Below are 21,970 nucleotides of genomic sequence, written 5' to 3'. Positions count from 1 at the left end.
CCCCTCGGTGGAGGGGTTGTGGATCAGCGCATGGACACGGCTGCCGGGCTGATAGGAATCGAGGATTTCTGCATTAACGGGACGGTGTATGCAATGCGCTGACGCTTCATCGCATTCCATCGCAGCGTAACGTAACGAATGGACCAAGGAGGCGCCGCTAACAATGGCGTGGCCTTCTGCCCCGCACGGGAAATGCAGAATAAATCAGCGTTTCCCTAATGGCACGTCGGCGCTCTGCGGAAGTCATAAATAGTGTCGCCAAGGCTTGTCCCCATAGCGGATGCGCTTCGAGTATAAGGACGGTCTGCTGCAAAACGAGGACTCCGGATGAACTGGGCGAACAGACCGCGACGACTGCTGCTGAAGGGGGTCGCCCTGTCGCTGGCCATGGCCGCGGCCTGGACCCTCTGGGCCGAACTGCATCCCACCGAGGAGCGTGCGCTGCGCATGCTGGTGCACGATCAACTGGACAACTGGTTTCCGGAGCTGATGTCCGCCCCCGGCGACGGCTTCGGCGTCGCGTTGCGCCAAGCCGCCGAGCAGGGGGCCATGCAGCCGCCGGTCCTTCTGATCCACGGACTCGACGAGCCCGGCATCATCTGGGATGACCTGGTGGTCGCCCTTGCCGACGCCGGCTTCGATGTGTGGGAGCTGCGCTACCCCAACGACCAGGGCATCGACCGCAGCGCAGACTTCCTGGCCCGGCATTGGGCGGCGCTGCCGGCGGAACAGCCGGTCATCCTCATCGGCCACAGCATGGGCGGACTGGTGGCCCGGGAGTTCGTCACGCGCCTGCGGTATCCGCCGGGACCCGCGCCGCAGTTGGAGGGCGCCCCGGTGGGCGGCCTGGTCATGATCGGCACGCCCAACCACGGCTCGCCCTGGGCGCGGTTGCGGATCTGGCTGGAATTGCGCGAGCACTTCGAGGATGCCCGACAGCGGCGCTTCACGCTGTTTGCCGGATTGCGCGACGGGGTCGGTGAGGCGAAGGTTGATCTGCGCCCCGGGAGCAACTTCCTGAAGGCCCTGAACGCCCGCCCGTGGCCCGATGCGGTGCCACGCTTCCTGATCGGCGCCCAGCTGCTCAGCACCCCCTCCAGCCTCACCGAGGGGCTGGATGCAGCGGCGGCGGAGGTGGGCTCCGAGGCGCTGCGCGAGCACCTTCACGCCTGGTGGCAGACCCTGACCAACGGCCTGGGCGACGGCGCCGTCAGTGTCGCCTCGCTACGGCTGGAAGATGCGCCACCGCCGGTGATCGTCAATGCAACCCACCGGACCATGCTTAGGCGCCTGGGCCCGGACGATCCGGAGCCCCCGGCGATCCGCCCCATCATCGCCCAGCTGCAGCGCTGGAGCCAATCGCCGTGAAACCTTGATGCGGACTGGCAGACGGACCGGCGCGCGGACTGCTGATACCAGGGCGAAGTGCGCTGCACGGGCGCCTGCGGCTGAGTCAGGGCTGATTTCGGAGCAGATGAAGAACAGGGCCCCGCGCCGCCTGCTGCGGCGTGATGGTCCGGTATCGGATCAGCCCGGCAGGCGCAGGCGGGCGACGGGCTGGCCGCGTATCAGGTGCTGTTGCAGGATCTCTTCCAGATCCTCGTTGTCCACGTAGGTGTACCAGACGCCTTCCGGATAGACCACGGCCACCGGGCCCTCTGCACAGCGGTCGAGACAACCGGCGTTGTTGACGCGAACGCCCCCCTTGCCCGCGATGCCGAGGGCCTTGGTGCGCTGCTTGAGATAGTCGCGGGCAGCCTGGGCGTTGCACTGGCCGCAGCAGGCGCGACCGTCTTCACGCTGATTGGTGCACAGGAAGACGTGGTACTTGTAGTAGGGGGCGTCGGACATGGCGGCTCCCGAAGGATGCGGGGAAACGGTGCGACATTGTGGCACAGGGCGGGGCGGTCTGCCTCTCACGGCAGGCATCGGCTGGTGCCGGCGAATTCAAACTTTATCATTGCTGGTGTCCGCCGGCCTTTCGCTACAATGCAATGTTTGCCTTTTTCTCGGGACGAGCCTCACTCTTGCAGTCTTCAGATCTGTTACGGCTGGCGGATCAATGTGTCAAGTGCGGATACTGCCTGCCCCATTGCCCTACCTTCCGCCTCTACCGTGATGAGGGGGAGTCGCCCCGCGGGCGCATCGCGCTGATGCAGGGCCTGTTGTCCGGCGAGCTTGCCCAGAGCGACCGTCTGCAGGCGCACCTGGATCACTGCCTGCAATGCCGCGCCTGTGAGCCGGCCTGTCCGTCACTGGTGCAATATGGCCAGCTCATGGACGGCGTCCGCGCCTGGCGCGCGGCGCGCATGCCAGGGTGGCGGCGAGCACTGCCGCGTCTGCGGCTGGCACTGTTCAGCCGTCCCGACGGCATCGCGCTGCTGGCTGCCCTGGCCGGCCTGTATCGGCAACTGCGGCTGTCGCGGCTGGTGGCCCGGTGGCGGCAGCCGCGGCTCCAGGTACTGGACGGGCTGATCACGCATCTGCAGTGGCCCTGGCAGCGCCCGTTGCCCAGTGGGCCGGCCGCTGGCGCCGCCAGCGAGGCGCCGGTCGGACTGTTCCTGGGCTGCGTGTCGCGGGCGCTGCAGCCGCAGGTGCTGGATGCGACCGTCCAGCTGCTGTCGGCCCTGCGCATCCCGGTCACCATGCCGTCGGATCAGGGCTGTTGCGGCGCGCTGCATCGGCACGAAGGTCTTGTCGACCAGGCGGACCGGCTGCTTGCTCGCAATGCGGCGGCCTTCGGCGACCGGCGCGTGGTCGGTGTCGTGAGCGCCTGTGTGGCGGAACTGGGGCCGACTCTGGATGCGGTGGAACTGTGCCGGTTTCTGCTGGATGCGCCCTGGCCTGAGGACCTGACCCTGCGCCGGTCTTCGCAGACCGTGCTGGTGCACGCGTCCTGTTCGCACCGCAACCGGTTGCGCGATACGGCCGCGGTGCCGGCGCTGCTGCAACGCATCCCCGGCCTGCGGGTCCTGCCCTTGCCGGGCAACGACCAGTGCTGCGGGGCGGCCGGCAGTTACATGCTGCGGCATCCCGCCACGGCGCTGGAGCTGGGCGACGAGAAGGTGCGCCACATTCGCCGCCTGATCGCCGAAGCCCCGGATGCCCGCCGTGTGCCGTCGGTGCTGGTCACCACCAACAGCGGCTGCGCCGTGCATCTGGCCAGCCGGATCCGCGCCGCCGGTCTTGACATCGAGGTACTGCATCCGGTGGAGTTGCTGGCACGACATCTGGTTGCGGCAGACCCGCCGGCGCCACCGGCACAGGAGCCGGATCACACGCTTGCAACATCGGGCGCCGTGTCGGATTCCGCACGAGCTCGCCCATGATTTCGCTGAGGAAAGGGAAGAGAAGATCATGTCCGAACGTCACTATTCGCTGGCAGACCGAGCTCTCGTCAACCTGGACCAGGCCGTGCGCACCCTGTTCGGCCGGCCTATGGTTACCGAGCGGCGCAATCCCGCGGCGCATTTCGAGGAGGTGGATCTCAGCGATGACGAGCGCCGCCACATCGGGCGGCTGATGCGCATCAACCACACCGGCGAGATCTGCGCCCAGGCCCTGTACCAGGCCCAGGCGCTGACGGCGCGGGATCCGCAGGTGCGCGAGCGCCTGGAGCGTTCCGCGCGGGAGGAAAACGACCACCTGGCCTGGTGCGAGCAGCGCATCGAGGAACTGGGCGGGCGCAAGAGCCTGCTCAATCCGTTCTGGTATGCCGGCTCCTTTGCCATGGGCACGGCCGCTGGTCTCGCCGGCGATCACTGGAGTCTTGGCTTCGTGGTGGAAACCGAGCGTCAGGTGGAGGACCACCTGGATGAGCACATCGCCCAGGTCCCCGCGGACGACCAGCGCACCCGCGCGATCCTGGAGCAGATGAAGGCCGACGAGATGCACCACGCGGACGTCGCCCACGACGCCGGTGGCGCCCCCTTGCCGGCGCCGGTCAAGCTGGCGATGAAGGCGGTGGCGAAGGTGATGACCCGGGGTGTCTACTGGCTCTGAGATCCCGGATAGTCGACTGGCTGAGCCGACCGGTCAGCCCCGGCGACCCGCCTTCAGGTTCCAGCCGGCGATGTCCCGGCCCAGGTTGCGGCCGTAGAAGATCTCCATCATCTCGCGGCGCACCAGGCGATGGATGCGCCGGTACTCCTTGTCCGACAGGTCGGACGACTTGACGCAGAACAGGTAGTCGTCGAGGTTGAAATCGTCCACCACCATCTTGGTGTGGAAGATGTTCTCCTGGTAGACGTTCACGTCGATCATCTGGAAGCGGTTTTTCGTGTCCCGCGACAGATAATTCTGGATCGAGCTGATGTTGTGGTCGATGAAGTGCTTGCGGCCACGGATGTCGCGGGTGAAGCCGCGTACCCGGTAATCCATGATCACGATGTCCGATTCCAGCGCATGGATCAGATAATTGAGCGCCTTCAGCGGCGAGATCAGGCCGCAGGTGGAGACATCGATGTCCGCCCGGAAGGTGCTGATGCCGCTGTCGGGGTGGCTCTCCGGATAGGTGTGTACCGTGATGTGGCTCTTGTCCAGGTGGCCGACCACCGCATCCGGCAGTGGCCCCGGCGTCGGCGTATTCGACACATCCTCGGCCGGGTGTTCCTCGGCGATCAGCATGGTCACCGACGCGCCCTGTGGGTCGTAGTCCTGACGTGCGATGTTCAGGATGTTGGCGCCGATGATGTTGGCCACATCGGTCAGGATCCCGGTCAGGCGCTCGGCATTGTAGGCCTCGTCGATGTACTCGATGTAGGCGGCGCGCTGCTCCGGTGAATCCGTGTAGCAGATGTCGTAGATATTGAAGCTCAGCGACTTGGTGAGATTGTTGAAGCCATGCAGCTTCAGTCGCTTGGACGGCGTAGGCATTCTGGTGCGGTACCTCCTAACATTAGGCTGCGCACGCTACGCCGAGCTGGAGGAATTTTCAACCAGAAAACAGGGTTGTTTGCGCGTCCGGGACAACTTTTTTTCCGATGCGCGCGCGCAGGGCGTCCGGTGGTCCCTGGTTCGGCGTCCTGGTTCGGCGTCTTAGGTCGGCGTCGGTTGCAGCCGTTCGAAGATCCGCTTCCAGTGCGCATCGCCGAAGGCGCGTCGCATGGCCAGGGGCAGCGGGATCGGACCCTGTCCGAGCAGGCCATCATGCAGTTGTCGCGGTGACAGCGCGCTGTCGTCCGCGCGGCTGTCGGCGGCAGCCTCGATCAGACGCCAGCCGAGCACCGCGGCCAGGGCCTCTCCCGGCTGCTGGATCAGCCGCGCCAGCTGCCGCAGCGCGCGGTCGGTATCCGGCATGAAGCGCTGCAGCCGATGGGCGGCCTTGTCCGCGTCGATGATGTCGCAGTGCAATTCCAGGTCGATGCGCGCCAGCGCTACTGCCAGCCGACGCCGCTGCAGGGCCGCTGCGCGGTCGTCCGGCCGGGCGTCGGCGGTCTCGAACAGGAGCCGGTCCAGGTACAGGCTCCAGCCGCCGGACAGGCTGTGGCCGTCGGCATGCCGGCGCGGCAGCGACCGCGCCGCGTCGCCACCACTGAAGGCCAGGGCATGGGTGCCGCCCCAGCCCAGATGCAGCGCGCGGGCGCGGACCTCGCCGGGTGTCGGCGGCACGGCGCAGCCGTTCAGGGTGTCCGGCACATAGAGCCAGCCCTCGGCCTTGGCGGGGTTTGCCACGTAGTCGATGGTGTAACCGGCGGATCGGGGACACACCGGACCGCCGGCCACGTGCAGCGGTGCGGCCGGCAGGTGGAACAGCCCGCGCTGTCGCAGGTGCGCCAGCCAGCCGCGGTTCTCCGCGCCCAGGGCATCGCGCAGCCGGCTGGCCTGGGTGTGGGATTGTCCCGCCGCCGGAGCGGGATCGGTCTGCTCGCACTGCTGCGCCAGGTCGTCCAGCCAGGGGGCGCAGGTCATGGGATCCAGGTCCAGCTGGTGGCGCCGCTGCAGCCGCAGGCGCAGGTGCGCCGCGCCGCAGGCGGCGCTGCCCACGGCCTGCGGTAGCAGATCGTGGCGGATGGCGTCGGCATAGTGCGCCAGCGCCTCGCCAGCGATCTCGGCCTGCGCCGCCAGCGCGCAGCCGGTGCCGCACTGGTCCTTGAGCCAGCGGCTATTGCCCAGCGCCCGCAGGTAGAGACGACCATCCTCGGCGGCGGCCATGGCGGCCCGGGCCAGTACCGGCGAGACCAGCGCAGCCATAGGCCTGAGCTGGGCCATGGCCTGCAGCAGGTAGTCCGGCAGATCGGCCAGCAGGGTACCCAGGGCCGCGCGCAGGTCGGGCGGGCGCAGCAGCGTCAGGCGGTGGATTGCGGCCAGCGGCAGGAAGCGCGCGGGGTCGCGGTGGCGCCAGTCCCGCTCGAGCAGTTCGCGGTGCTCGACGGTGGCCAGCGCAAACAGCAGTTCCAGGTCCAGTTGCCGGTCCTGGTCCAGGGCGTTGAAGTCCAGTTCCTCCAGGGCGACGATCAGGGTCTCCAGCCAGCCCGCCAGCGCCGCTTGATCGTCGTCGGTGTGCAGGGGCAGCAGCGAGCCGGCCGTGCCGCGGCCGCTGTGTACCGCCGCCAGCGGATGGAAGCGGAACCAGACGGAAAAGAATTCCTCGACCAGGGCGTCGAAGGCGGCGGCCTCAGACATCGCGAATTTCGTAGTCGTGGGTGACCGTGGCGCTGGCGCCGAGCATGATGGAGGCGGAGCAGTACTTTTCCGCGCTGAGCTGGATGGCCCGGGCCACCTGGCGTTCGTTGAGCGCGTGGCCGGTGACGATGAAATGGGCATGGATGCGGGTGAACACCTTGGGATCGGTATCGGCGCGTTCCGCCTCTAGTTCCACCACGCAGTCCGTCACCTGCTGTCTGGCCCGCCGCAGTATCAGCAGCACGTCGAACTGGGTGCAGCCGCCCATGCCGAGCAGCAGCATCTCCATCGGGCGGACGCCCAGGTTGCGGCCGCCCAGGTCTGGTGGCCCATCCATGACCACCCCGTGGCCGCTGCCGGATTCGCCCAGCATGGCGGTGCCTTCGATCCATTTGATGCGTGCTTTCATGATCGCTCGGGTGGTGTGCGGATGCTGTGAATGGTGCTGCGGCTGATCAGGTCAGGCCGGGTTGGTCGGTTCAGGTCTCGCCGAACAGGCGGGCGAGCGCCTCCCCGGGGTCCGGCGCGACCATGAAGGCCTCGCCGACCAGGAAGGCATTGACCCCATGGCTGCGCATGCGGGCGACATCGTGGCGGCTGTGAATGCCGCTTTCGGTCACCAGCAGACGGTCATCCGGGATGCGCGCCAGCAGATCTAGCGTGGTGTCCAGGCTGACCTCGAAGGTGCGCAGATTGCGGTTGTTGATGCCGATGAGCCGACCGGGCAGGGCCAGGGCGCGCTCCAGTTCGGCGCCGTCGTGCACCTCCATCAGTACATCGAGCCCCAGCTGCCGCGCCAGCGTGTTCAGCGCCTTGAGTTCGGCGTCGTCGAGGCAGGCGACGATGAGCAGGATGCAGTCGGCGCCGATGGCGCGGGCCTCGTAGACCTGGTACGGGTCGATGATGAAGTCCTTGCGGATCACCGGCAGCGCGCAGGCCTCCCGGGCCTGTGCCAGATAGGCGTCGGCCCCCTGGAAGAAGTCCACGTCGGTCAGCACCGACAGGCAGGCGGCACCGCTACGGGCGTAGGATCGGGCGATCTCCGCCGGACGGAAGTCCGGCCGCAGCAGCCCTTTGCTCGGGCTGGCCTTCTTGATCTCGGCGATGACCGCCGGCAGCCCCGCCTGCACCTTTGCCTGCAGGGCATCGGCAAAACCGCGGGTGGCTGGCGCCTGCGCCAGGCCGTCGGCCAGTGCCGCCAGGGGGCGGTGTTCGGCCCGTTCCGCGATCTCCTCGCGCTTGCGTCGCACGATCTTCTGCAGGATGTCCGGGGTGTCGCTCATGCTGTCCACTCGGCTAACTTGGCTGACTCGGCTGTCTGCGCACTGGTTTGGAGAAGAGTCTGCGAATTGGGTCACAGGTTCTGGGTCAGTCGCACCAGGGCATCGAAGCGTTCCCGGGCCTGACCATTGGCGATGACATCGCCGGCCCGGGCGACGCCTTCGGCCAGGTTGGCGGTGATGCCGGCGGCATGGATGGCGGCCCCGGCATTCAGCACCACGACGTCCCGCGCCGGCCCGGGCTGGTTGTCGAGCACGCCCTGCAGCAGTCGCAGGCTCTGTTCCGGGCCGTCCACGCGGATCGTGTCGAGGTCGGCGCGCTGCAGGCCGAAGTCCTCGGGGGCGATGCTGTAGAGGTCGATGCGCCCGTCCTTGAGTTCCGCCACGTCGGTGCGCTCGCTGATGCTGATCTCGTCCAGGCCGTCGCGGGCGTGCACCACCAGCACATGGCGGGCGCCCAGCCGTTGCAGCACCTCCGCCAGCGGCCGCAGCAGTTCGCGACTGAAGACGCCGAGCACCATGTTCGGCACGCCGGCGGGATTGGTCAGCGGCCCGAGCACGTTGAAGATGGTACGCACGCCCAGTTCCCGCCGGGGGCCGATGGCATGCTTCATGGCGCTGTGGTGCGCCGGCGCGAACATGAAGCCCACGCCGACCTCGCGCACACAGCGCTCTACCTGGTCCGGCGTCAGGTCCAGGCGGATGCCGGCAGCATCCAGCACGTCGGCGCTGCCGGACTTCGATGACACCGAGCGGTTGCCGTGTTTGGCCACATGGCAGCCCGCCGCGGCGGCGACGAACATGCTGGTGGTGGAGATATTGAAGGTGCCTGAGCAGTCGCCGCCGGTGCCGACGATGTCCACGGCGTGGGCCAGTCCGGCGATATTGACGCCAGTGGCCAGTTGGCGCATGACGCCCGCCGCAGCGGCGATCTCGGTCACGGTCTCGCCCTTGAGCCGCAGCGCCACCAGAAAGCCGGCGATCTGGGCCGATGTGGCGCCGCCGGTCATGATGCTCTGCATGACCGCGGTCATGTCGTCGCTGTCGAGATCGTGGCCCGCGATAGCGTGGTTGATGGCTTGCTTGATGTCCATTTGGTATCGAATGGGAAATAGCGAGTGAGCGATGTCGAACGGGGGGCCGAGTCGGGCGCCGATCGGGGCCGTCTGGATTCAGGGCGCGTCGGCCAGGAAGTTCTTCAGCAGCGCGTGGCCGTGGCGGGTGAGGATGGACTCCGGGTGAAACTGCATGCCCTGGATCGGCAATTCGCGGTGGCGAATGCCCATGATCGCGTCGCGCCGGCCATCGGCGGTCAGGGTCCAGGCGGTGACCTCCAGCGTCGGCGGCAGGGTGTCTGCGTCGATCACCAGCGAATGGTAGCGCGTCGCCTGGAACGGGTTTTCCAGCCCGGCGAAGACGCCGACGCCGGCATGATGAATCGGCGAGGTCTTGCCGTGCATCACCGCATGCGCCTTGACGATGTTGGCGCCGAAGGCCTGACCGATGGACTGGTGGCCCAGACAGACCCCCAGGATCGGCAGCCGTCCGGCGGCGGCCCGGATCAGCGCCACCGAGATGCCTGCCTCGTTGGGTGTGCAGGGCCCCGGCGAGATGACCAGCCGCTGCGGGTGCAGGGCCAGCGCCTCGTCCACGGTGAGCTCGTCATTGCGCCGCACCAGCACCTCGGCCCCCAGTTCGCCCAGATATTGCACCAGGTTGTAGGTGAAGGAGTCGTAGTTGTCGATCATCAACACCATGGGATGCGTGTCCTGTACGGGGCCTCTGTGGATCGCTGGGGCGGGTCTGGCGGGTGAGCGGATCAGGCGTTGACCTGGCTGTCGCGCTGGTTTTCGAGACGGCTGTCGTTCTGGTTCTGGGGCTGGCCTTGCCCGCCGGCACTATTGTCGCCCAGATCGGGGGCGCTGCCTATCCCGTCGGTGGTACGCCCGGCGGCGGGTGGGCGCAGACCGAGCAGATCGCCGATGGCGCGGACGGTCAGGGCCCGCTGTCGTTCCAGCGACAGGCGGTCCAGATCCGCCAGCAGCCGCCACAGCGCCGCCGGGTTCCGCGGGCAGCGGTTGAGGATGTAGCTCACCGCCGCGTCATCCAGCAGCAGGCCGTGCTGGCGGGCGCCACGCTGCAGCAGGCGGGCGCAGCCGGTCTCGTCCAGCGCGCGCAGGGCATAGGCGGCGCCCGCGCTCAGTCGCGATCTGAGGTCCGGCAGGCCCAGCCCTAGATTGGTTGGCGGCACCCGGGCCGCCACCAGCAGCCGGCGGTTGCGTTCCTGCAGGCGGTTGTACAGGTCGAACAGGCCGCGCTCCCAGACGGCATCGCCGGCCTTCTGGTCGATGGCGTCGATGACCACCGCGCTGCATTGTTCCAGGTCTTCGAGGATGGCCGGCAACAGGTCGGGCTGGTCCAGCGGTAGATAGATGGTGCTGCCGCCGCGGTCTGCGACGGCACGGCAAGCAGCCTGCAACAGGTGACTCTTACCGCTGCCGGCAGGGCCGTGCAGGTAGAGGTAGCGCTGGCCCTCGGCGGCGGCCCAGGCCTGTAGCGCGGCGAGGGGCTCGGCGTTGCCGTCGGCGACGAAGCGCTCGAAGCCCCCGGGCTCAGGCAGCCGCAGCGCCAGTGCCAATTGGTTCACGATTTGTTAACGCCCGGGTCCGCCCTGTGGTGTGCGGGGCTCATGCCTGCAACGCGATGGCCGTGGTGGCCAGGCGTCGCCCCAGCGCCAGGCACAGGCGCCGCTCGGCGTCGGTGAGCGGGCGGTCGTTGTTGAGCCCCGCCAGGTGGGTGGGGCCATAGGGGGTGCCGCCGGCGTCGGTATGCACCAGGTCGGTCTCGCTGTAGGGCAGGCCGAGCAGCAGCATGCCGTGATGCAGCAGGGGCAGCATCATCGACAGCAGGGTGGTCTCCTGGCCGCCGTGCATGCTGGACGTGGAGGTGAACACCCCCGCGGGCTTGCCGGCCAGGGCGCCCTTGAGCCAGAGCTGGGAGGTGCCATCAAGGAAATGCTTCAGCGCGGCGGCCATGTTGCCGAAGCGCGTCGGGCTGCCCAGGGCCAGCGCGGCGCAGTGCGCCAGGTCGTCCGCGCTGGCGTAGGGTGCGCCCTGGTCCGGGATGCTGTCCTCCACGGCCTCGCAGACGGCGGAGACGGCGGGAACGGTGCGCAGGCGTGCCTCCAGGCCACCTTCCTCCACGCCGCGGGCGATCTGGTGCGCCATCTCCGCGGTGGCGCCGTGGCGGCTGTAGAAGAGCACGAGAACATAGGGGGGGGCAGTTGCGGCTGTCATGTGGGGTGGTGTCGCTGTGTGTGGCTGGGTTGTGTCGGCGTAGCAGGCGTCTTGGGTGGCCCTGGCGTGTGCCGGCTGGTCCGTTCAGTGCTGCAGGGTGCTGGCGTCCGACGGCACCACGGCATTGGTGAACAGCTCGCGGGCGTCGACCGGGTCGAAGCTATAGTCGCGGTTGCAGAATTCGCAGGTCACGTTCACATGGCCCCGTTCGGCGATGATGGCGTCCACCTCGCCCGGGCCGAGGGCACGCAGGGTGTCGGCGATGCGGGTGCGGGAGCAGCTGCAGCGAAAGGCCACGGGCTCCGGCTCGAACAGCCGGACGTCTTCCTCGTGGAACAGTCGACGCAACAGGTCCGTCACCGGCAATTGCAGCAGTTCGCGTTCCTCCACGGTGTCGGCCAGCAGGGTGGTGCGGTTCCAGCCATCCTCGTCGGCGTGGGGGCCAGGCATCTGTTGCAACATCAGCCCCACCGCCCGCTGTCCGTCGACGGCCAGCCAGAGCCGTGTGGGCAGTTGCTCGGAGCCGGCGAAATAGGCCTCGATGGCGGCGCCGATGCCGTCGCCTTCCAGCGGCACGATGCCCTGGTAACGCTCGCCTTGCAGGGGATCCAGGGTCAGCACCAGACGGCCGTCGCCGAATTGCTGTGCCAGGGTGCCTTCGGTGACCGGGTCGTGCCAGCGCGCCAGACCACGCACAGTGCGACCATGGGTGGCCTGGGCCACCAGCGAGCGGATGGGGCCGTCACCCTGGATCTGCAGGATCAGCGAGCCCTCGAATTTCAGCGTGGCGGTGAGCAGCAGCGTTCCTGCCAGCGCCTCGCCCAGGGGGCGCTGCACCGGGGCGGGGTAGGGGTGTCGCTCCAGCACCGCCTGCCAGGTGGCGTCCAGATAGGCCAGTTCACCGCGCACGCCCAGGCGCTCGAAGACGAAGCGGTGGAGATTGTCGTGTTGAATCGTCATGCGGTCACAGTATACCCGTTGCGAGCGGCATTCCGCGCTTCGCGGGCCGATGCGTGCATCTGCTCAGCCTTCGACGGCGCGCAGGTAGCGGTCGATGGAGTCCTGCAGGCCGATCTCGCCGGCGTAGACCAGGCGCTCGTATTGCCGGCGCCAGCCCCCCATCAGCAGTCGAGCGTCGCGCCACTCCCTGAAGATCAGGTGTGCCAGTGGGCCGCCTTCGTCGAGGAAACCGGAGTCCTCGAAGTCGCGCTCCGCGCGTGCGCGGTCGTAGGCGAAGCGCACGATGCGGCTGTGCCAGCGCCCGCCCTGCCAGGTGAACTGGCCGTAGCTGCCGCGGGGGTCACCGTCGAAGGGCGAGCCCACCGAGCCGACGTTGACCACGTCCATGTCCTGGGTGCGACGCTGGTGCGGCCGATGGGTGTGCCCGGAGACGAACAGGGCCACCCCCTCGGGCAGCTTGCCGGCCAGGGACTCGTCGCTGGTGTTGGGGGTGATGCCGTCGCGGTTGCCGGCCATGGTGCCATGGGTCACATGCAGCCAGGCCGCGGCTCCGGGCGGATGCAGGCAGAGATGGTCCGGCCAGTCGCGCAGCAGGTCGGCGTGCTCGGCCACCTGGCGCCAGGCAAAGTCGGTGAAGCGGCGGATGTCGCGCTCGCCGACGGAGACCGGTGGCTCGACACCGCAGCGCAGCACCCAGACCTCGTGATTGCCGTTGACGGGCAGCCAGCCGCTGGCGCGACGGCGCTGATCGAACAGCATCAGGCAGCCGAGGCTGTCCGGGCCACGATTGACCAGGTCGCCGGCCATGACCACCATGTCCGGGCCCCAGGCGTCGATATGGGCCAGGGCCTCTTCCATGGCGGGCAGATTGGCCTGGACGTCGGAAAAGACGGCGACCTTCATCGGAGATGCCTGTGAGCCTGCATTAGGAGATGCCTGTGAGTCGGTTGCTGACGCCTAATATGGATGTCATGGTTCCTCGGGGCAAGGCGAGAGGGTAAGCTAGGCAGAAGCCTGACGCACAAAGATTAACCATCGAGGCCGTTTGCCGCATCATGACCGACGATATCGCGCTCAGTGGATTTGCCGACGACGCAACCGATCCGGACTGGGACATGCCGCTGACGCTGAAGCTCACGCCCGAACTCATCGTGCATGCGCTGATGGGCAACGCCTCCGCCGTGCACACCGGCTGGGAGAGCTGCATCGACGAGACCGCGGTGCTGTCGCAACTGGTGGTGATGGACGACGCCGGCAACAACGCCGTGCGCCTGGTGGAGCAGGAATTTGCCGACGAGGACGAGGCGGATCAGATCTGGCACGACTGGACCCTGGAGGTCCGCATCGGCCGGGTCGTGACCACCGCGCATTACTCGCTGCGGGCCAGCTCGGCGCCGCTGGACTGGGAGTGGCACGCGCGCGAGGCCGAGCGCGCGTTCGAGCGCGCCTGCATCCTGCTGGGCCGGCGGGTGCGCCGCGGCCTGGTCGTGGAGGAGCCGATGCCGCGGGAACTGCCGCCCCGGGCCAGCCGGCACTGACGCTAACCCGCCGGCACCCATGCCGCAAAATTCCGAAGAAAAACACAGCCTACGACCCATAACCTACCGGAGGCGGACTGCATGAACATCAGGATCGACATCGACATCACGCCGGACGAGATGCGCAAGCTCATGGGGCTGCCGGACGTGGAGGCCTTCCAGCGTCAGCTGATGGACGACATTCGCGAGCGTATGAATCAGGGCGTCGAGGGGTATGACCCGCTCAAGCTGTTCCAGCCCTACCTGAGCAGCAGCCTGGCGGGCATGGAGATGATCCAGAAGCTGATGACCGCGGGCCTCGGCGGCGGGGCGAAGAAGTCCGCCGGCGACTGAGGCCGCCCGGTGCCGCCCGGCTGAACCAGGCGGCACCGGCCTACAGGATGTACTGCGACAGATCCTCGTCCGCCGCCAGCTGGCCGAGGTTCTGGTCGACGTAATTGGCGTCGATGGTGATGGGCACCCGGTCCAGCTCCGAGGCGTTGAACGAGACGTCTTCCAGCAGCCGCTCCATGACGGTGTGCAGGCGCCGGGCGCCGATGTTCTCGGTGCGCTCGTTCACCTGGTAGGCGATCTCCGCCAGCCGCCGGATGCCGTCGTCGGTGAACTCCAGCCTGACCCCTTCGGTGGCCAGCAGGGCCCGGTACTGGTCGGTCAGTGACTCGTCCGGCTCGGTGAGGATGCGCACGAAATCGTCCGTGGTCAGCGCCTGCAGCTCGACGCGGATCGGCAGCCGCCCCTGCAGTTCCGGGATCAGGTCCGATGGCTTGGCCAGATGGAAGGCACCGGAGGCGATGAACAGAATGTGGTCGGTCTTGACCATGCCGTGCTTGGTCGACACCGTGCTGCCCTCCACCAGCGGCAGCAGATCGCGCTGCACGCCCTCGCGCGACACATCCGCGCCGCTGCCGCCGTGCTCAGCGCGGCGGGTGACCTTGTCGAGCTCGTCCAGGAACACGATGCCGTTCTGCTCCACGTTGGTCATGGCGCGGAGCTTCATTTCCTCCTCGTTGACCAGCTTTGCCGCCTCCTCGTCGCGCAGCACCTTGCGCGCCTCGCGGATGCGCAGCTTGCGCGGCTTGCTGCGGCCAGAGCCCAGGTTCTGGAACAGGCCCTGCAACTGGCTGGTCATCTCCTCCATGCCCGGGGGGGCCATGATCTCCACGCCCAGCGGCGACTGGCTCACCTGTACCTCGATCTCGCGCTCGTCCAGCTCGCCGGCGCGCAGCTTCTGACGGAACTTCTCCCGCGTGGCCGACGAGGCGCCGGCACCGCGGCTGTCCTCGTCGAAGCCGGACGGCGGCGGCAGCAGGGCGTCGAGGATGCGCTCCTCTGCCGCCCCCTCGGCGCGCTCGGCATTGCGCGCCATCTCCTTCTCGCGCTCCATCTTCACGGCGATGTCCGACAGATCGCGGACGATGGACTCCACATCCCGGCCGACATAGCCCACCTCGGTGAACTTGGTGGCCTCCACCTTGAGGAACGGGGCCTCCGCCAGCCGTGCCAGCCGACGGGCGATCTCGGTCTTGCCGACGCCGGTGGGGCCGATCATGAGGATGTTCTTGGGGGTGATCTCCGAGCGCATGGGCTCGGGGATCTGCGCCCGTCGCCAGCGGTTGCGCAGGGCGATGGCCACGGCGCGCTTGGCTGCATGCTGGCCGATGATGTGCTTGTCGAGCTCGGCGACGATGCGCTGGGGGGTGATCTCGGACATGGTGTCTCTGTGCTGGTCGAATGTGAGTGGCTGGTGGTCGGACGGCCGGCTCAGCCGGCGTCGAGGGACTCGATCACCAGATTGTGATTGGTGTAGACGCAGATGTCCGCGGCGATGCCCAGGGCCCGTTCGACGATGTCGCGCGCGCCCAGCTCGGTGTTCTCCAGCAGCGCGCGCGCTGCGGACTGGGCGAAGGCGCCGCCGGAGCCGATGGCCATGAGATCGCGCTCGGGCTCCAGCACGTCGCCGGTGCCGGAGATGATCAATGAGGCCTCATGGTCGGCGACGCAGAGCATGGCCTCCAGCCGGCGCAACATGCGGTCGGTACGCCAGTCCTTGGCCAGTTCCACGGCACTGCGGGTGAGATGGCCCTGGTGCTTCTCCAGCTTGGCCTCGAAGCGCTCGAACAGCGTGAAGGCGTCCGCGGTGGCGCCGGCAAAGCCGGCGATGACTCGCCCCTGGTACAGGCGCCGCACCTTGCGCGCATTGCCCTTCATCACCGTCTGGCCGAGGGACACCTGGCCGTCGCCGCCGATGACCACTGCGCCGTTGCGGCGGACGGAGAGGATGGTGGTGCCGTGAAACTGTTCCATCGCGTACCCGTGAGCTTGATTGTCGGACCCCCATTCTACGCCCTTAGCCGCTGCTTACGCAGTCCCGGCCCGTCCCGGACCCGAATCCCGTCGCCGCACAGCAGTTCCAAATTCAAACCGCAGAGGCCCAGAGAACGCAGAGACCAGTCAGCATTTTCGTCAGCTTCTCTGCGTGCGCTTTGCGTTCTCTGTGGCTCTGCGGTTAATCGAGCTGCGGCAAAGCGGCAAATTTGAAAATGCTGATCGCCGCGGCTTCGGCTTGCGAGGCGCTTGCCGGCTGCGGTATAGATGCCGGCCCTTCAGTTCAACGGACCCCGATCACCATGTCTGCTGCCCCTTACCAAGTCGTCGCCGACGGCGTCCATTGCATCGAGACCGGGCTCTACCGCACCGGGCTCGCCGCCTGTTACCTGGTCCGCTCCGGTGACCGGCTGGCCTTTGTCGATACCGGCCCCACCAATACCGTGCCCAGCCTGCTCGGTGTCATCGACGCGCTGGGCCTGACGCCGGGCCATGTAGACTACGTCATCCCCACGCATGTGCACCTGGACCACGCCGGCGGCGCCGGGGCGCTGATGGCCGCCTGCCCGAACGCCACGCTGGTGGCCCATGCCAAGGGGGCGCCGCACCTGATCGACCCGGCCCGACTGACCGCCGGGGCCACCGCAGTCTACGGCGAGGCGGAGTTCGCGCGCTCCTTCGGTGCGTTGACGCCGGTGCCCGAGGAGCGCGTGGTGGTGGCCGAGGACGGCCAGCGCTTCGACCTCGCCGGGCGGGGCCTGACCTTCATCGACACGCCCGGGCACGCCAACCACCACGGCTGCATCTTCGACGCGGGCAGCCGCGGCATGTTCACCGGCGACACCTTCGGTATCTCCTACCGCGCCTTTGACACCGCCGCCGGGCCTTGGCTGTTTGCACCCACCACGCCGGTGGCCTTCGACCCGGAGGTCTGGCTGAACAGCCTGGAGCGGATGATGGCCTATGCCCCCGAGGCCATGTTCCTGACCCATTACTGCCGGGTCGACGCCCCCGAGCGCCTGGTGGACGGCCTGCGGCAGAGCATCCGCGATCTGGCCGCCATCGCCCTGGCCGAGGAGGCGCAAACGGAGGGCCGCAAGGCGCGCATCAAGCAGGCGGTTACCGATCTGCTGCTGGCGGACGCGCGTCGCCACGGCTGCGATCTGTCCGAGGCCGAGATGCTCGACCTGCTGCAGGTGGACCTGGAGCTGAATGCCCAGGGGCTGGAGGTCTGGCTGCAGCGGCGCGCGCGCGGCCACTAGTCCCTAGCCGGCGCCGTACAGCCGCAGGAAGCGCTGCTCCGAGAAGCCCTCCAGGCGCTCGCCGCCGATCAGGATCACCGGCACGCCGCGGGCGCCCATGCGCTCCAGCTCCTTGCGCGCACGGCTGCTGCGGCTGACGTCCAGCTCGCGAAACGCGATGCCGCGGGCGCGCATGAAGGCCTTGGCGCGGCGACAGTGGGCGCAGGACGGTGCGCTGTAGAGCGTGACCTGTTTGCGTTGTCTTTGTCCGGCACCGGGCATCTGCCTGTCACTCCTTGCGCTTGCGCTGGGCGCGTGGATGGGTCTGGTCGTAGACCTGGGCCAGGTGCTGGAAGTCCAGATGGGTGTAGATCTGGGTGGTGCTGATGTCATTGTGCCCCAGCAGCTCCTGCACCGCCCGCAGATCGCCGGAGGACTCCAGCAGGTGGCTGGCAAAGGAATGCCGCAACTGGTGCGGATGCAGGTGATCCGTGGCGCCGCGGACCCGGGCCCAGCGCGCGAGGCGTTGCTGCACCGTGCGCGGGTGGATGCGTCGGCCCCGCTGGCTGACGAACAGGGCCGGCTCATCGTCCGACGCCAGCAGGCCGCGGACCTGCATCCAGGCGCGGATGGCCGACAGTGCCGCCGAGCCCACCGGCACGCGCCGTGTCTTGGCCCCCTTGCCGATGACGGTCAGCGTGGCGTCGGCGGGATCCAGACCCTGCACCTGGTGCAGGTCGACCGCCGCCAGTTCCGCCAGGCGCAGCCCGGACGAGTAGAACAGCTCCACCATGGCGGTATCCCGCAACCCCAGCGGGTCGGTCTCCGCCCCCTGGGCGGCGTCGGCGTCGAGCAGGGCGCTGAGCCGGTCGGCATCCAGGGTGTCGGGCAGCGGTCGCGGGCTCTTCGGCGGGCGCACCCCGCGGGCGGGATTCTGCCGCGCCTGCCCCTCGCGTTGCAGGTAGTCGAACAACCGGCGCAGCGCCGACAGCTCCCGGCTCAGGGTGCGGCCGCCGATGCCGCGGCGATGCCGCCAGGCGATGTAGCGGCGCAGGTCGCCGTCCCGCAGGTCGGTCCAGTCGGCGATGCGCTGGTCCCGCCGCCAGGCCAGCAGGCGTTGCAGATCGCGGCGGTAATTGCTGACGGTGTGGGGCGACAGGCGCCGCTCGTGGGCGATGTGGCGCAAGAACGCCTCCAGCGCCGGGTCAGCTTGCGCTGCGCTGGCGGTTTCGGGGCATGGGGGGGAGCTGTCCATGACGCGGGTCTAGTTGTCTGCGGCCCCGGGCGCCACCGCCGGTTGCGTCTCCGGCCCGCCCCGGGTTCCGGTGTCGTCCTCGACCAAAGCCGCCAGCCGGGCACTGGCGATGGCGCCCAGGCGCTCCAGCAAGTCAGTGCCCATGTCGTGGCTGAAATGCGCCGGGTCGCGGCTGCCGATGGCGAGCACGCCGCTCTGGCCGCGCCCCCTGAGGGGGATCAGCGCGGCGGACTGGATGGGGGCGGGCGCATCGCCGAACAGCTGCTCGAACTGCGGCCCCTGCAGCGGTCCGCACAGGCAGCGGTCCTGGTCGATGAAGTCGAGAAAGGCGCTGACCAGCGGGTCGCCGGCATGTTGCGCGAGATCCACTGGAAACAGCTTCAACACCACAGCGTCGGCGCTGAACTCCGCCCGCAGGGACTCCTCCAGCGCGGCATGGGCCTGGGGCAGGTCGCGGGCAAGAATGAGCCTGAGGGTGAGCTCGTGCAGCCGGTTGGCCAGCCGCTGGTTGTCGTGGGCGCGGGCCACCAGCTGGTCGAGCCGGGCCTGTTCCGCGCTGAGCTGCTCCCGCAGCACCCGCACCTGACGCTCGAGCAGCGATACCGCGCCATCGACGCCGTGGACCAGGGACAGCGCGGCCAGCACGTCCGGGTGGCGCTGCAGAAAATCCGGGTGCTGGCGCAGATAGTCCGCCACCGCCTGATCCTGCAGCGCGTCGACCACGGGACCGGCCTCCGGGGAGGCGCTCACAGCTCGATGTCTCCTTCGAAGACACGGGCGGCGGGGCCGGTCATGGTCACCGACGCGCCCTCGCCGGCCCACTGGATCTGCAAGGCACCGCCGGGCAATGTCACCTCGACGGCCTCGTCCAGTTCGCCCCACAGCCGCCCGATGACCACCGCGGCGCAGGCCCCGGTGCCGCAGGCCAGGGTCTCGCCGACGCCACGCTCCCACACCCGCAGCCGGATGTGGGCGGCATCGATGATCTGCATGAAGCCGACATTGACCCGCCGCGGAAAGCGCGGGTCGCACTCGATTCGGGGCCCGAGTTCCGCCACCGGCGCCTGCGCGATGTCTTCCACATGCAGCACCGCATGGGGATTGCCCATGGACACCGCACCGATGCGCAGGGCGCTGCAGCCCTGCCACAGGTCGTAAGCGGCGGCCCGCCGTCGGGCCTGGAACGGGATCGCCGCCGGGTCCAGTTGCGGCACGCCCATGTCGACGCTGATCTGGCCGTCCGGCTGCGCTTTCAGCCGGATCGGGCCGGCCGCCGTGCCGACGGCGATGTCGTCGCTGCGGGTCAGCCCCTGGTCACGGACGAAGCGGGCGAAACAGCGCGCGCCGTTGCCGCATTGTTCCACCTCGGAGCCGTCGGCGTTGAAGATGCGGTAATGGAACTCCGTGCCCGGCAGGCGGGCGGCCTCCACCAGCAGCACCTGGTCGCAGCCGATGCCGAAGCGGCGGTCCGCCAGCCGGCGGCTGAGCTCCGGGGTCATGTCCAGGCGCTGGGAGATGGCATCGATGACCACGAAGTCGTTGCCCAGGCCGTGCATCTTGGTGAAGTGCAGCCGCATCAGTGGAGCCCTCCTCGGACCGCGACATGGCGGTCGCTGACCAGGTTGACGCCGAGCCGGTCGTCCAGGCCCGCGTTATGCAGCTGGGCCTGGAGCTTGGCGGGTTCGAAGGCGGCATGCAGCGGGTTGAGAAAGTCGCGTTTCATGGCAGCACCATCTCGTCGGCGAACAGCTCTCGCGGAGTCTCGCGGCGGCGCACCAGGTGCATGCGCTCGCCGTCCACCATGACCTCGGCGGCGCGGGGGCGGCTGTTGTAGTTGGAACTCATGGTGAAGCCGTAGGCGCCGCTGGAGCGGATGGCCAGCAGGTCGCCCTCCGCCAGCGTCAGGCGTCGCCGTTTGCCCAGGAAGTCGCCGGTCTCGCAGACCGGGCCGACGATGTCCCAGTCCCGCGACTCGCCGCCGCTGTCGCGCCGCGCCGGCACGATCTCCTGCTCCGCCTGGTACAGCGCCGGACGTAGCAGGTCGTTCATGGCCGCATCGACGATGGCGAAGTGGTGCGTTGCCGTGGGCTTCAGGTATTCCACCCGCGTCAGCAGGATGCCGGCATTGCCGGCGATGGCGCGGCCGGGCTCCAGGATGATCTCGTACGGCCGGTCCGCCAGGCGGTGTTCCAGTGCCTCGGCATAGTCCGCCGGCTCCGGCGGCTGCTCGGTGGTGTAACGGATGCCGAGTCCGCCGCCAAGGTCGAGGTGACCGATGTCGATGCCCTGGGCGTGCAGCCGGTCCGCCAGGGCCAGTACCCGCTCCAGCGCGTCGAGGAAGGGCGACAGGCTGGTCAGTTGCGAGCCGATGTGACAGTCGATACCGGCGACGCGGATCTGCGGCAGCGACGCCGCGCGCCGGTACACGGCCTCTGCGGCATGGATGTCGATGCCGAACTTGTTCTCGCGCAGGCCGGTGGAGATGTAGGGATGCGAGCGGGCGTCCACGTCCGGGTTGACCCGCAGTGACACCGGCGCCTGCACGCCGGCCTCGGCGGCAATGCGGGCGATGCGCTCCAGCTCGGGCTCGGACTCCACGTTGAAGCAGCGGATGCCCACCGTCAGGGCGCGGCGGATCTCGTCGGCGCGCTTGCCGACGCCGGAGAAGATGATGCGGCCCGGATCGCCGCCAGCGCTGATCACGCGCTCAAGCTCGCCCACCGAGACGATGTCGAAGCCGGAGCCCAGCCGGGCCAGCACGTCGAGCACGGCCAGGTTGGAGTTGGCCTTGACGGCGAAGCCGATGAGATGCGGCCGCCCGCGGAAGGCGTGGTCGAAGGCGTGCCAGTGGCGCTCCAGGGTGGCGCGGGAGTAGATGTAGCAGGGGGTGCCGAAGCGCTCGGCGATGTCCGCGACGGGCACATCCTCGGCGTACAGTGTGTCGCCGCGGTAGTTGAAGTGATCCATGGCGCTATCCGCTACAGGCCTGCCGCGTCCGTCGGCAGCATCGGCAGGTTGGTGGACGGCACATCGTCCAGGGCCTCGAGGGCGTCGCCGCTGGCGTCCGGCGCCGGCACGGGGGTGTCGGCCTGGCCAGTGCGAGACTGGCTGGCGTCCGCCTGCGTGGCGGGCGGGCGTTCTGGCAGGTAGAGGTCGCCCTTCTGGCCGCAGGCGACCACCATCTGACCGATGGCGAGGACGGCAACGATGGAATAGAACAGGGTACGGGCCCAGCAGTGCATGGCGTCGGTCTGGTTGGGGCGGCGAGGCCGCGGATGAAGCGTCTGGCTGTCTTGCCGATATCGCGTACCGGAAGCGCGCGACTGCACGACAGTATAGCGCGCCCAGGGATCGGACGGCTGGCTCAGGGCTGGCTTAGGAACGCGCCCAAAACAAGGTGAACACTGTAGGGCGGATAAGCGAAGCGCATCCGCCGTTGTGGCCTGTGGCG

At 68.5% G+C, this 21,970-nt stretch carries 26 protein-coding genes; 6 read left to right on the top strand and 20 right to left on the bottom strand.

Annotated features, from left to right (window positions below; translation table 11 throughout):
* Positions 1-327: 327 nt before the first annotated feature.
* Positions 328-1,368 carry an esterase/lipase family protein gene (locus F2Q65_RS04190; RefSeq protein WP_150090751.1) on the top strand — a complete coding sequence of 347 codons (1,041 nt, stop codon included), beginning with the start codon at positions 328-330 and terminating at the stop codon, positions 1,366-1,368.
* A 159-nt stretch (positions 1,369-1,527) separates the two neighbouring features.
* Here the strand turns inward: F2Q65_RS04190 and F2Q65_RS04185 are convergent, their stop codons facing one another.
* A complete protein-coding gene (locus tag F2Q65_RS04185; RefSeq protein WP_150090749.1) occupies positions 1,528-1,851 on the bottom strand; it encodes a (2Fe-2S) ferredoxin domain-containing protein in 324 nt (107 codons plus the stop codon).
* 176 nt (positions 1,852-2,027) lie between these two features.
* On the opposite strand from F2Q65_RS04185, the gene F2Q65_RS04180 reads away from it, so the two are divergent.
* A complete protein-coding gene (locus F2Q65_RS04180) occupies positions 2,028-3,329 on the top strand; it encodes a (Fe-S)-binding protein (protein WP_246155960.1) in 1,302 nt (433 codons plus the stop codon).
* Between the two features lie 28 nt (positions 3,330-3,357).
* Positions 3,358-4,002 (top strand): 2-polyprenyl-3-methyl-6-methoxy-1,4-benzoquinone monooxygenase, encoded by a 645-nt coding sequence (gene coq7 / locus F2Q65_RS04175; protein WP_150090746.1) that lies wholly within the window; start codon positions 3,358-3,360, stop codon positions 4,000-4,002.
* 33 nt (positions 4,003-4,035) lie between these two features.
* Here the strand turns inward: coq7 and speD are convergent, their stop codons facing one another.
* From speD to F2Q65_RS04125, 10 genes are all read right to left on the bottom strand, one after another.
* Positions 4,036-4,875 carry an adenosylmethionine decarboxylase gene (gene speD / locus F2Q65_RS04170; RefSeq protein WP_150090744.1) on the bottom strand — a complete coding sequence of 280 codons (840 nt, stop codon included), beginning with the start codon at positions 4,873-4,875 and terminating at the stop codon, positions 4,036-4,038.
* A gap of 162 nt (positions 4,876-5,037) precedes the next feature.
* Positions 5,038-6,624 carry a DUF885 family protein gene (locus F2Q65_RS04165; RefSeq protein WP_150090742.1) on the bottom strand — a complete coding sequence of 529 codons (1,587 nt, stop codon included), beginning with the start codon at positions 6,622-6,624 and terminating at the stop codon, positions 5,038-5,040.
* Positions 6,617-7,033 carry an OsmC family protein gene (locus F2Q65_RS04160; RefSeq protein WP_150090740.1) on the bottom strand — a complete coding sequence of 139 codons (417 nt, stop codon included), beginning with the start codon at positions 7,031-7,033 and terminating at the stop codon, positions 6,617-6,619. The genes F2Q65_RS04165 and F2Q65_RS04160 overlap by 8 nt, the downstream gene beginning before the upstream one ends.
* A gap of 70 nt (positions 7,034-7,103) precedes the next feature.
* Positions 7,104-7,907, bottom strand: coding sequence for an indole-3-glycerol phosphate synthase TrpC (gene trpC / locus F2Q65_RS04155; RefSeq protein ID WP_211353945.1), 804 nt, complete (start codon positions 7,905-7,907; stop codon positions 7,104-7,106).
* 71 nt (positions 7,908-7,978) lie between these two features.
* Positions 7,979-8,998, bottom strand: coding sequence for an anthranilate phosphoribosyltransferase (gene trpD / locus F2Q65_RS04150; protein WP_150090736.1), 1,020 nt, complete (start codon positions 8,996-8,998; stop codon positions 7,979-7,981).
* Positions 8,999-9,076: 78 nt separating this feature from the next.
* Positions 9,077-9,661, bottom strand: coding sequence for an anthranilate synthase component II (locus F2Q65_RS04145; protein WP_150090734.1), 585 nt, complete (start codon positions 9,659-9,661; stop codon positions 9,077-9,079).
* Positions 9,662-9,723: 62 nt separating this feature from the next.
* The gene (gene hda, locus F2Q65_RS04140; protein WP_170265510.1) at positions 9,724-10,551 is read right to left on the bottom strand and encodes a DnaA regulatory inactivator Hda; all 828 of its coding nucleotides are present in this window, start codon (positions 10,549-10,551) and stop codon (positions 9,724-9,726) included.
* Between the two features lie 40 nt (positions 10,552-10,591).
* Positions 10,592-11,200: an NAD(P)H:quinone oxidoreductase gene (gene wrbA, locus F2Q65_RS04135; RefSeq protein ID WP_150090730.1), complete on the bottom strand. Its 609-nt coding sequence runs from the start codon at positions 11,198-11,200 to the stop codon at positions 10,592-10,594.
* Between the two features lie 84 nt (positions 11,201-11,284).
* A complete protein-coding gene (gene hslO, locus F2Q65_RS04130; protein ID WP_150090728.1) occupies positions 11,285-12,160 on the bottom strand; it encodes an Hsp33 family molecular chaperone HslO in 876 nt (291 codons plus the stop codon).
* Between the two features lie 63 nt (positions 12,161-12,223).
* Entirely contained in the window at positions 12,224-13,063 is an 840-nt protein-coding gene (locus tag F2Q65_RS04125) for a metallophosphoesterase family protein (protein WP_150090726.1), read from the bottom strand.
* 152 nt (positions 13,064-13,215) lie between these two features.
* Between F2Q65_RS04125 and F2Q65_RS04120 the strand changes: the two genes are divergently transcribed.
* Both F2Q65_RS04120 and F2Q65_RS04115 read left to right on the top strand, forming a co-directional pair.
* Positions 13,216-13,698 carry a hypothetical protein gene (locus F2Q65_RS04120; RefSeq protein WP_150090724.1) on the top strand — a complete coding sequence of 161 codons (483 nt, stop codon included), beginning with the start codon at positions 13,216-13,218 and terminating at the stop codon, positions 13,696-13,698.
* Positions 13,699-13,779: 81 nt separating this feature from the next.
* Positions 13,780-14,031 (top strand): DUF6489 family protein, encoded by a 252-nt coding sequence (locus tag F2Q65_RS04115; protein WP_150090722.1) that lies wholly within the window; start codon positions 13,780-13,782, stop codon positions 14,029-14,031.
* Between the two features lie 40 nt (positions 14,032-14,071).
* Here the strand turns inward: F2Q65_RS04115 and hslU are convergent, their stop codons facing one another.
* Both hslU and hslV read right to left on the bottom strand, forming a co-directional pair.
* The gene (gene hslU / locus F2Q65_RS04110) at positions 14,072-15,409 is read right to left on the bottom strand and encodes an ATP-dependent protease ATPase subunit HslU (RefSeq protein WP_150090720.1); all 1,338 of its coding nucleotides are present in this window, start codon (positions 15,407-15,409) and stop codon (positions 14,072-14,074) included.
* A gap of 50 nt (positions 15,410-15,459) precedes the next feature.
* Positions 15,460-16,002: an ATP-dependent protease subunit HslV gene (gene hslV / locus F2Q65_RS04105; RefSeq protein WP_150090718.1), complete on the bottom strand. Its 543-nt coding sequence runs from the start codon at positions 16,000-16,002 to the stop codon at positions 15,460-15,462.
* Between the two features lie 323 nt (positions 16,003-16,325).
* Here hslV and F2Q65_RS04100 point away from each other — a divergent pair, with 323 nt between their 5' ends.
* On the top strand, positions 16,326-17,285 hold the full coding sequence (locus F2Q65_RS04100) for an MBL fold metallo-hydrolase (RefSeq protein ID WP_150090716.1): 960 nt from the start codon (positions 16,326-16,328) through the stop codon (positions 17,283-17,285).
* A 3-nt stretch (positions 17,286-17,288) separates the two neighbouring features.
* Here the strand turns inward: F2Q65_RS04100 and F2Q65_RS04095 are convergent, their stop codons facing one another.
* From F2Q65_RS04095 to lptM, 7 genes are read right to left on the bottom strand one after another with little or no spacing between them, the layout of a single operon-like run.
* Positions 17,289-17,546 (bottom strand): glutaredoxin family protein, encoded by a 258-nt coding sequence (locus tag F2Q65_RS04095; RefSeq protein WP_170265508.1) that lies wholly within the window; start codon positions 17,544-17,546, stop codon positions 17,289-17,291.
* A 7-nt stretch (positions 17,547-17,553) separates the two neighbouring features.
* Complete coding sequence (gene xerC, locus F2Q65_RS04090; protein ID WP_150090712.1) at positions 17,554-18,519, bottom strand: tyrosine recombinase XerC; 966 nt, start codon at positions 18,517-18,519, stop codon at positions 17,554-17,556.
* Between the two features lie 9 nt (positions 18,520-18,528).
* Positions 18,529-19,269 carry a DUF484 family protein gene (locus tag F2Q65_RS04085; protein WP_150090711.1) on the bottom strand — a complete coding sequence of 247 codons (741 nt, stop codon included), beginning with the start codon at positions 19,267-19,269 and terminating at the stop codon, positions 18,529-18,531.
* A complete protein-coding gene (dapF, locus tag F2Q65_RS04080) occupies positions 19,266-20,096 on the bottom strand; it encodes a diaminopimelate epimerase (protein ID WP_150090709.1) in 831 nt (276 codons plus the stop codon). Before dapF ends, F2Q65_RS04085 begins: the two co-directional genes overlap by 4 nt.
* Complete coding sequence (locus F2Q65_RS19395) at positions 20,096-20,242, bottom strand: hypothetical protein (RefSeq protein ID WP_170265506.1); 147 nt, start codon at positions 20,240-20,242, stop codon at positions 20,096-20,098. The genes dapF and F2Q65_RS19395 overlap by 1 nt, the downstream gene beginning before the upstream one ends.
* On the bottom strand, positions 20,239-21,486 hold the full coding sequence (gene lysA / locus F2Q65_RS04075) for a diaminopimelate decarboxylase (RefSeq protein WP_150090707.1): 1,248 nt from the start codon (positions 21,484-21,486) through the stop codon (positions 20,239-20,241). The genes F2Q65_RS19395 and lysA overlap by 4 nt, the downstream gene beginning before the upstream one ends.
* Positions 21,487-21,497: 11 nt before the next feature.
* Positions 21,498-21,761, bottom strand: coding sequence for an LPS translocon maturation chaperone LptM (gene lptM, locus F2Q65_RS04070; RefSeq protein WP_150090705.1), 264 nt, complete (start codon positions 21,759-21,761; stop codon positions 21,498-21,500).
* Positions 21,762-21,970 lie beyond the last annotated feature (209 nt).

It is taken from the genome of Thiohalocapsa marina, assembly GCF_008632335.1.
Classification (GTDB): Bacteria; Pseudomonadota; Gammaproteobacteria; order Chromatiales; family Chromatiaceae; genus Thiohalocapsa; species Thiohalocapsa marina.
Note: the sequence above shows the minus strand (reverse complement) of the source record. Positions and strands in the feature narration are given on the sequence as shown.

Bases quoted from the DNA above. Each gene is read 5' to 3' on its own strand.
- F2Q65_RS04190 (WP_150090751.1), top strand. From the start codon at position 328: ATGAACTGGGCGAACAGACCGCGACGACTGCTGCTGAAGGGGGTCGCC.
- F2Q65_RS04185 (WP_150090749.1), bottom strand. From the start codon at position 1,851: ATGTCCGACGCCCCCTACTACAAGTACCACGTCTTCCTGTGCACCAAT.
- coq7 (WP_150090746.1), top strand. From the start codon at position 3,358: ATGTCCGAACGTCACTATTCGCTGGCAGACCGAGCTCTCGTCAACCTG.
- speD (WP_150090744.1), bottom strand. From the start codon at position 4,875: ATGCCTACGCCGTCCAAGCGACTGAAGCTGCATGGCTTCAACAATCTC.
- F2Q65_RS04165 (WP_150090742.1), bottom strand. From the start codon at position 6,624: ATGTCTGAGGCCGCCGCCTTCGACGCCCTGGTCGAGGAATTCTTTTCC.
- F2Q65_RS04160 (WP_150090740.1), bottom strand. From the start codon at position 7,033: ATGAAAGCACGCATCAAATGGATCGAAGGCACCGCCATGCTGGGCGAA.
- trpC (WP_211353945.1), bottom strand. From the start codon at position 7,907: ATGAGCGACACCCCGGACATCCTGCAGAAGATCGTGCGACGCAAGCGC.
- trpD (WP_150090736.1), bottom strand. From the start codon at position 8,998: ATGGACATCAAGCAAGCCATCAACCACGCTATCGCGGGCCACGATCTC.
- F2Q65_RS04145 (WP_150090734.1), bottom strand. From the start codon at position 9,661: ATGGTGTTGATGATCGACAACTACGACTCCTTCACCTACAACCTGGTG.
- wrbA (WP_150090730.1), bottom strand. From the start codon at position 11,200: ATGACAGCCGCAACTGCCCCCCCCTATGTTCTCGTGCTCTTCTACAGC.
- hslO (WP_150090728.1), bottom strand. From the start codon at position 12,160: ATGACGATTCAACACGACAATCTCCACCGCTTCGTCTTCGAGCGCCTG.
- F2Q65_RS04125 (WP_150090726.1), bottom strand. From the start codon at position 13,063: ATGAAGGTCGCCGTCTTTTCCGACGTCCAGGCCAATCTGCCCGCCATG.
- F2Q65_RS04120 (WP_150090724.1), top strand. From the start codon at position 13,216: ATGACCGACGATATCGCGCTCAGTGGATTTGCCGACGACGCAACCGAT.
- F2Q65_RS04115 (WP_150090722.1), top strand. From the start codon at position 13,780: ATGAACATCAGGATCGACATCGACATCACGCCGGACGAGATGCGCAAG.
- hslU (WP_150090720.1), bottom strand. From the start codon at position 15,409: ATGTCCGAGATCACCCCCCAGCGCATCGTCGCCGAGCTCGACAAGCAC.
- hslV (WP_150090718.1), bottom strand. From the start codon at position 16,002: ATGGAACAGTTTCACGGCACCACCATCCTCTCCGTCCGCCGCAACGGC.
- F2Q65_RS04100 (WP_150090716.1), top strand. From the start codon at position 16,326: ATGTCTGCTGCCCCTTACCAAGTCGTCGCCGACGGCGTCCATTGCATC.
- F2Q65_RS04095 (WP_170265508.1), bottom strand. From the start codon at position 17,546: ATGCCCGGTGCCGGACAAAGACAACGCAAACAGGTCACGCTCTACAGC.
- xerC (WP_150090712.1), bottom strand. From the start codon at position 18,519: ATGGACAGCTCCCCCCCATGCCCCGAAACCGCCAGCGCAGCGCAAGCT.
- dapF (WP_150090709.1), bottom strand. From the start codon at position 20,096: ATGCGGCTGCACTTCACCAAGATGCACGGCCTGGGCAACGACTTCGTG.
- F2Q65_RS19395 (WP_170265506.1), bottom strand. From the start codon at position 20,242: ATGAAACGCGACTTTCTCAACCCGCTGCATGCCGCCTTCGAACCCGCC.
- lysA (WP_150090707.1), bottom strand. From the start codon at position 21,486: ATGGATCACTTCAACTACCGCGGCGACACACTGTACGCCGAGGATGTG.
- lptM (WP_150090705.1), bottom strand. From the start codon at position 21,761: ATGCACTGCTGGGCCCGTACCCTGTTCTATTCCATCGTTGCCGTCCTC.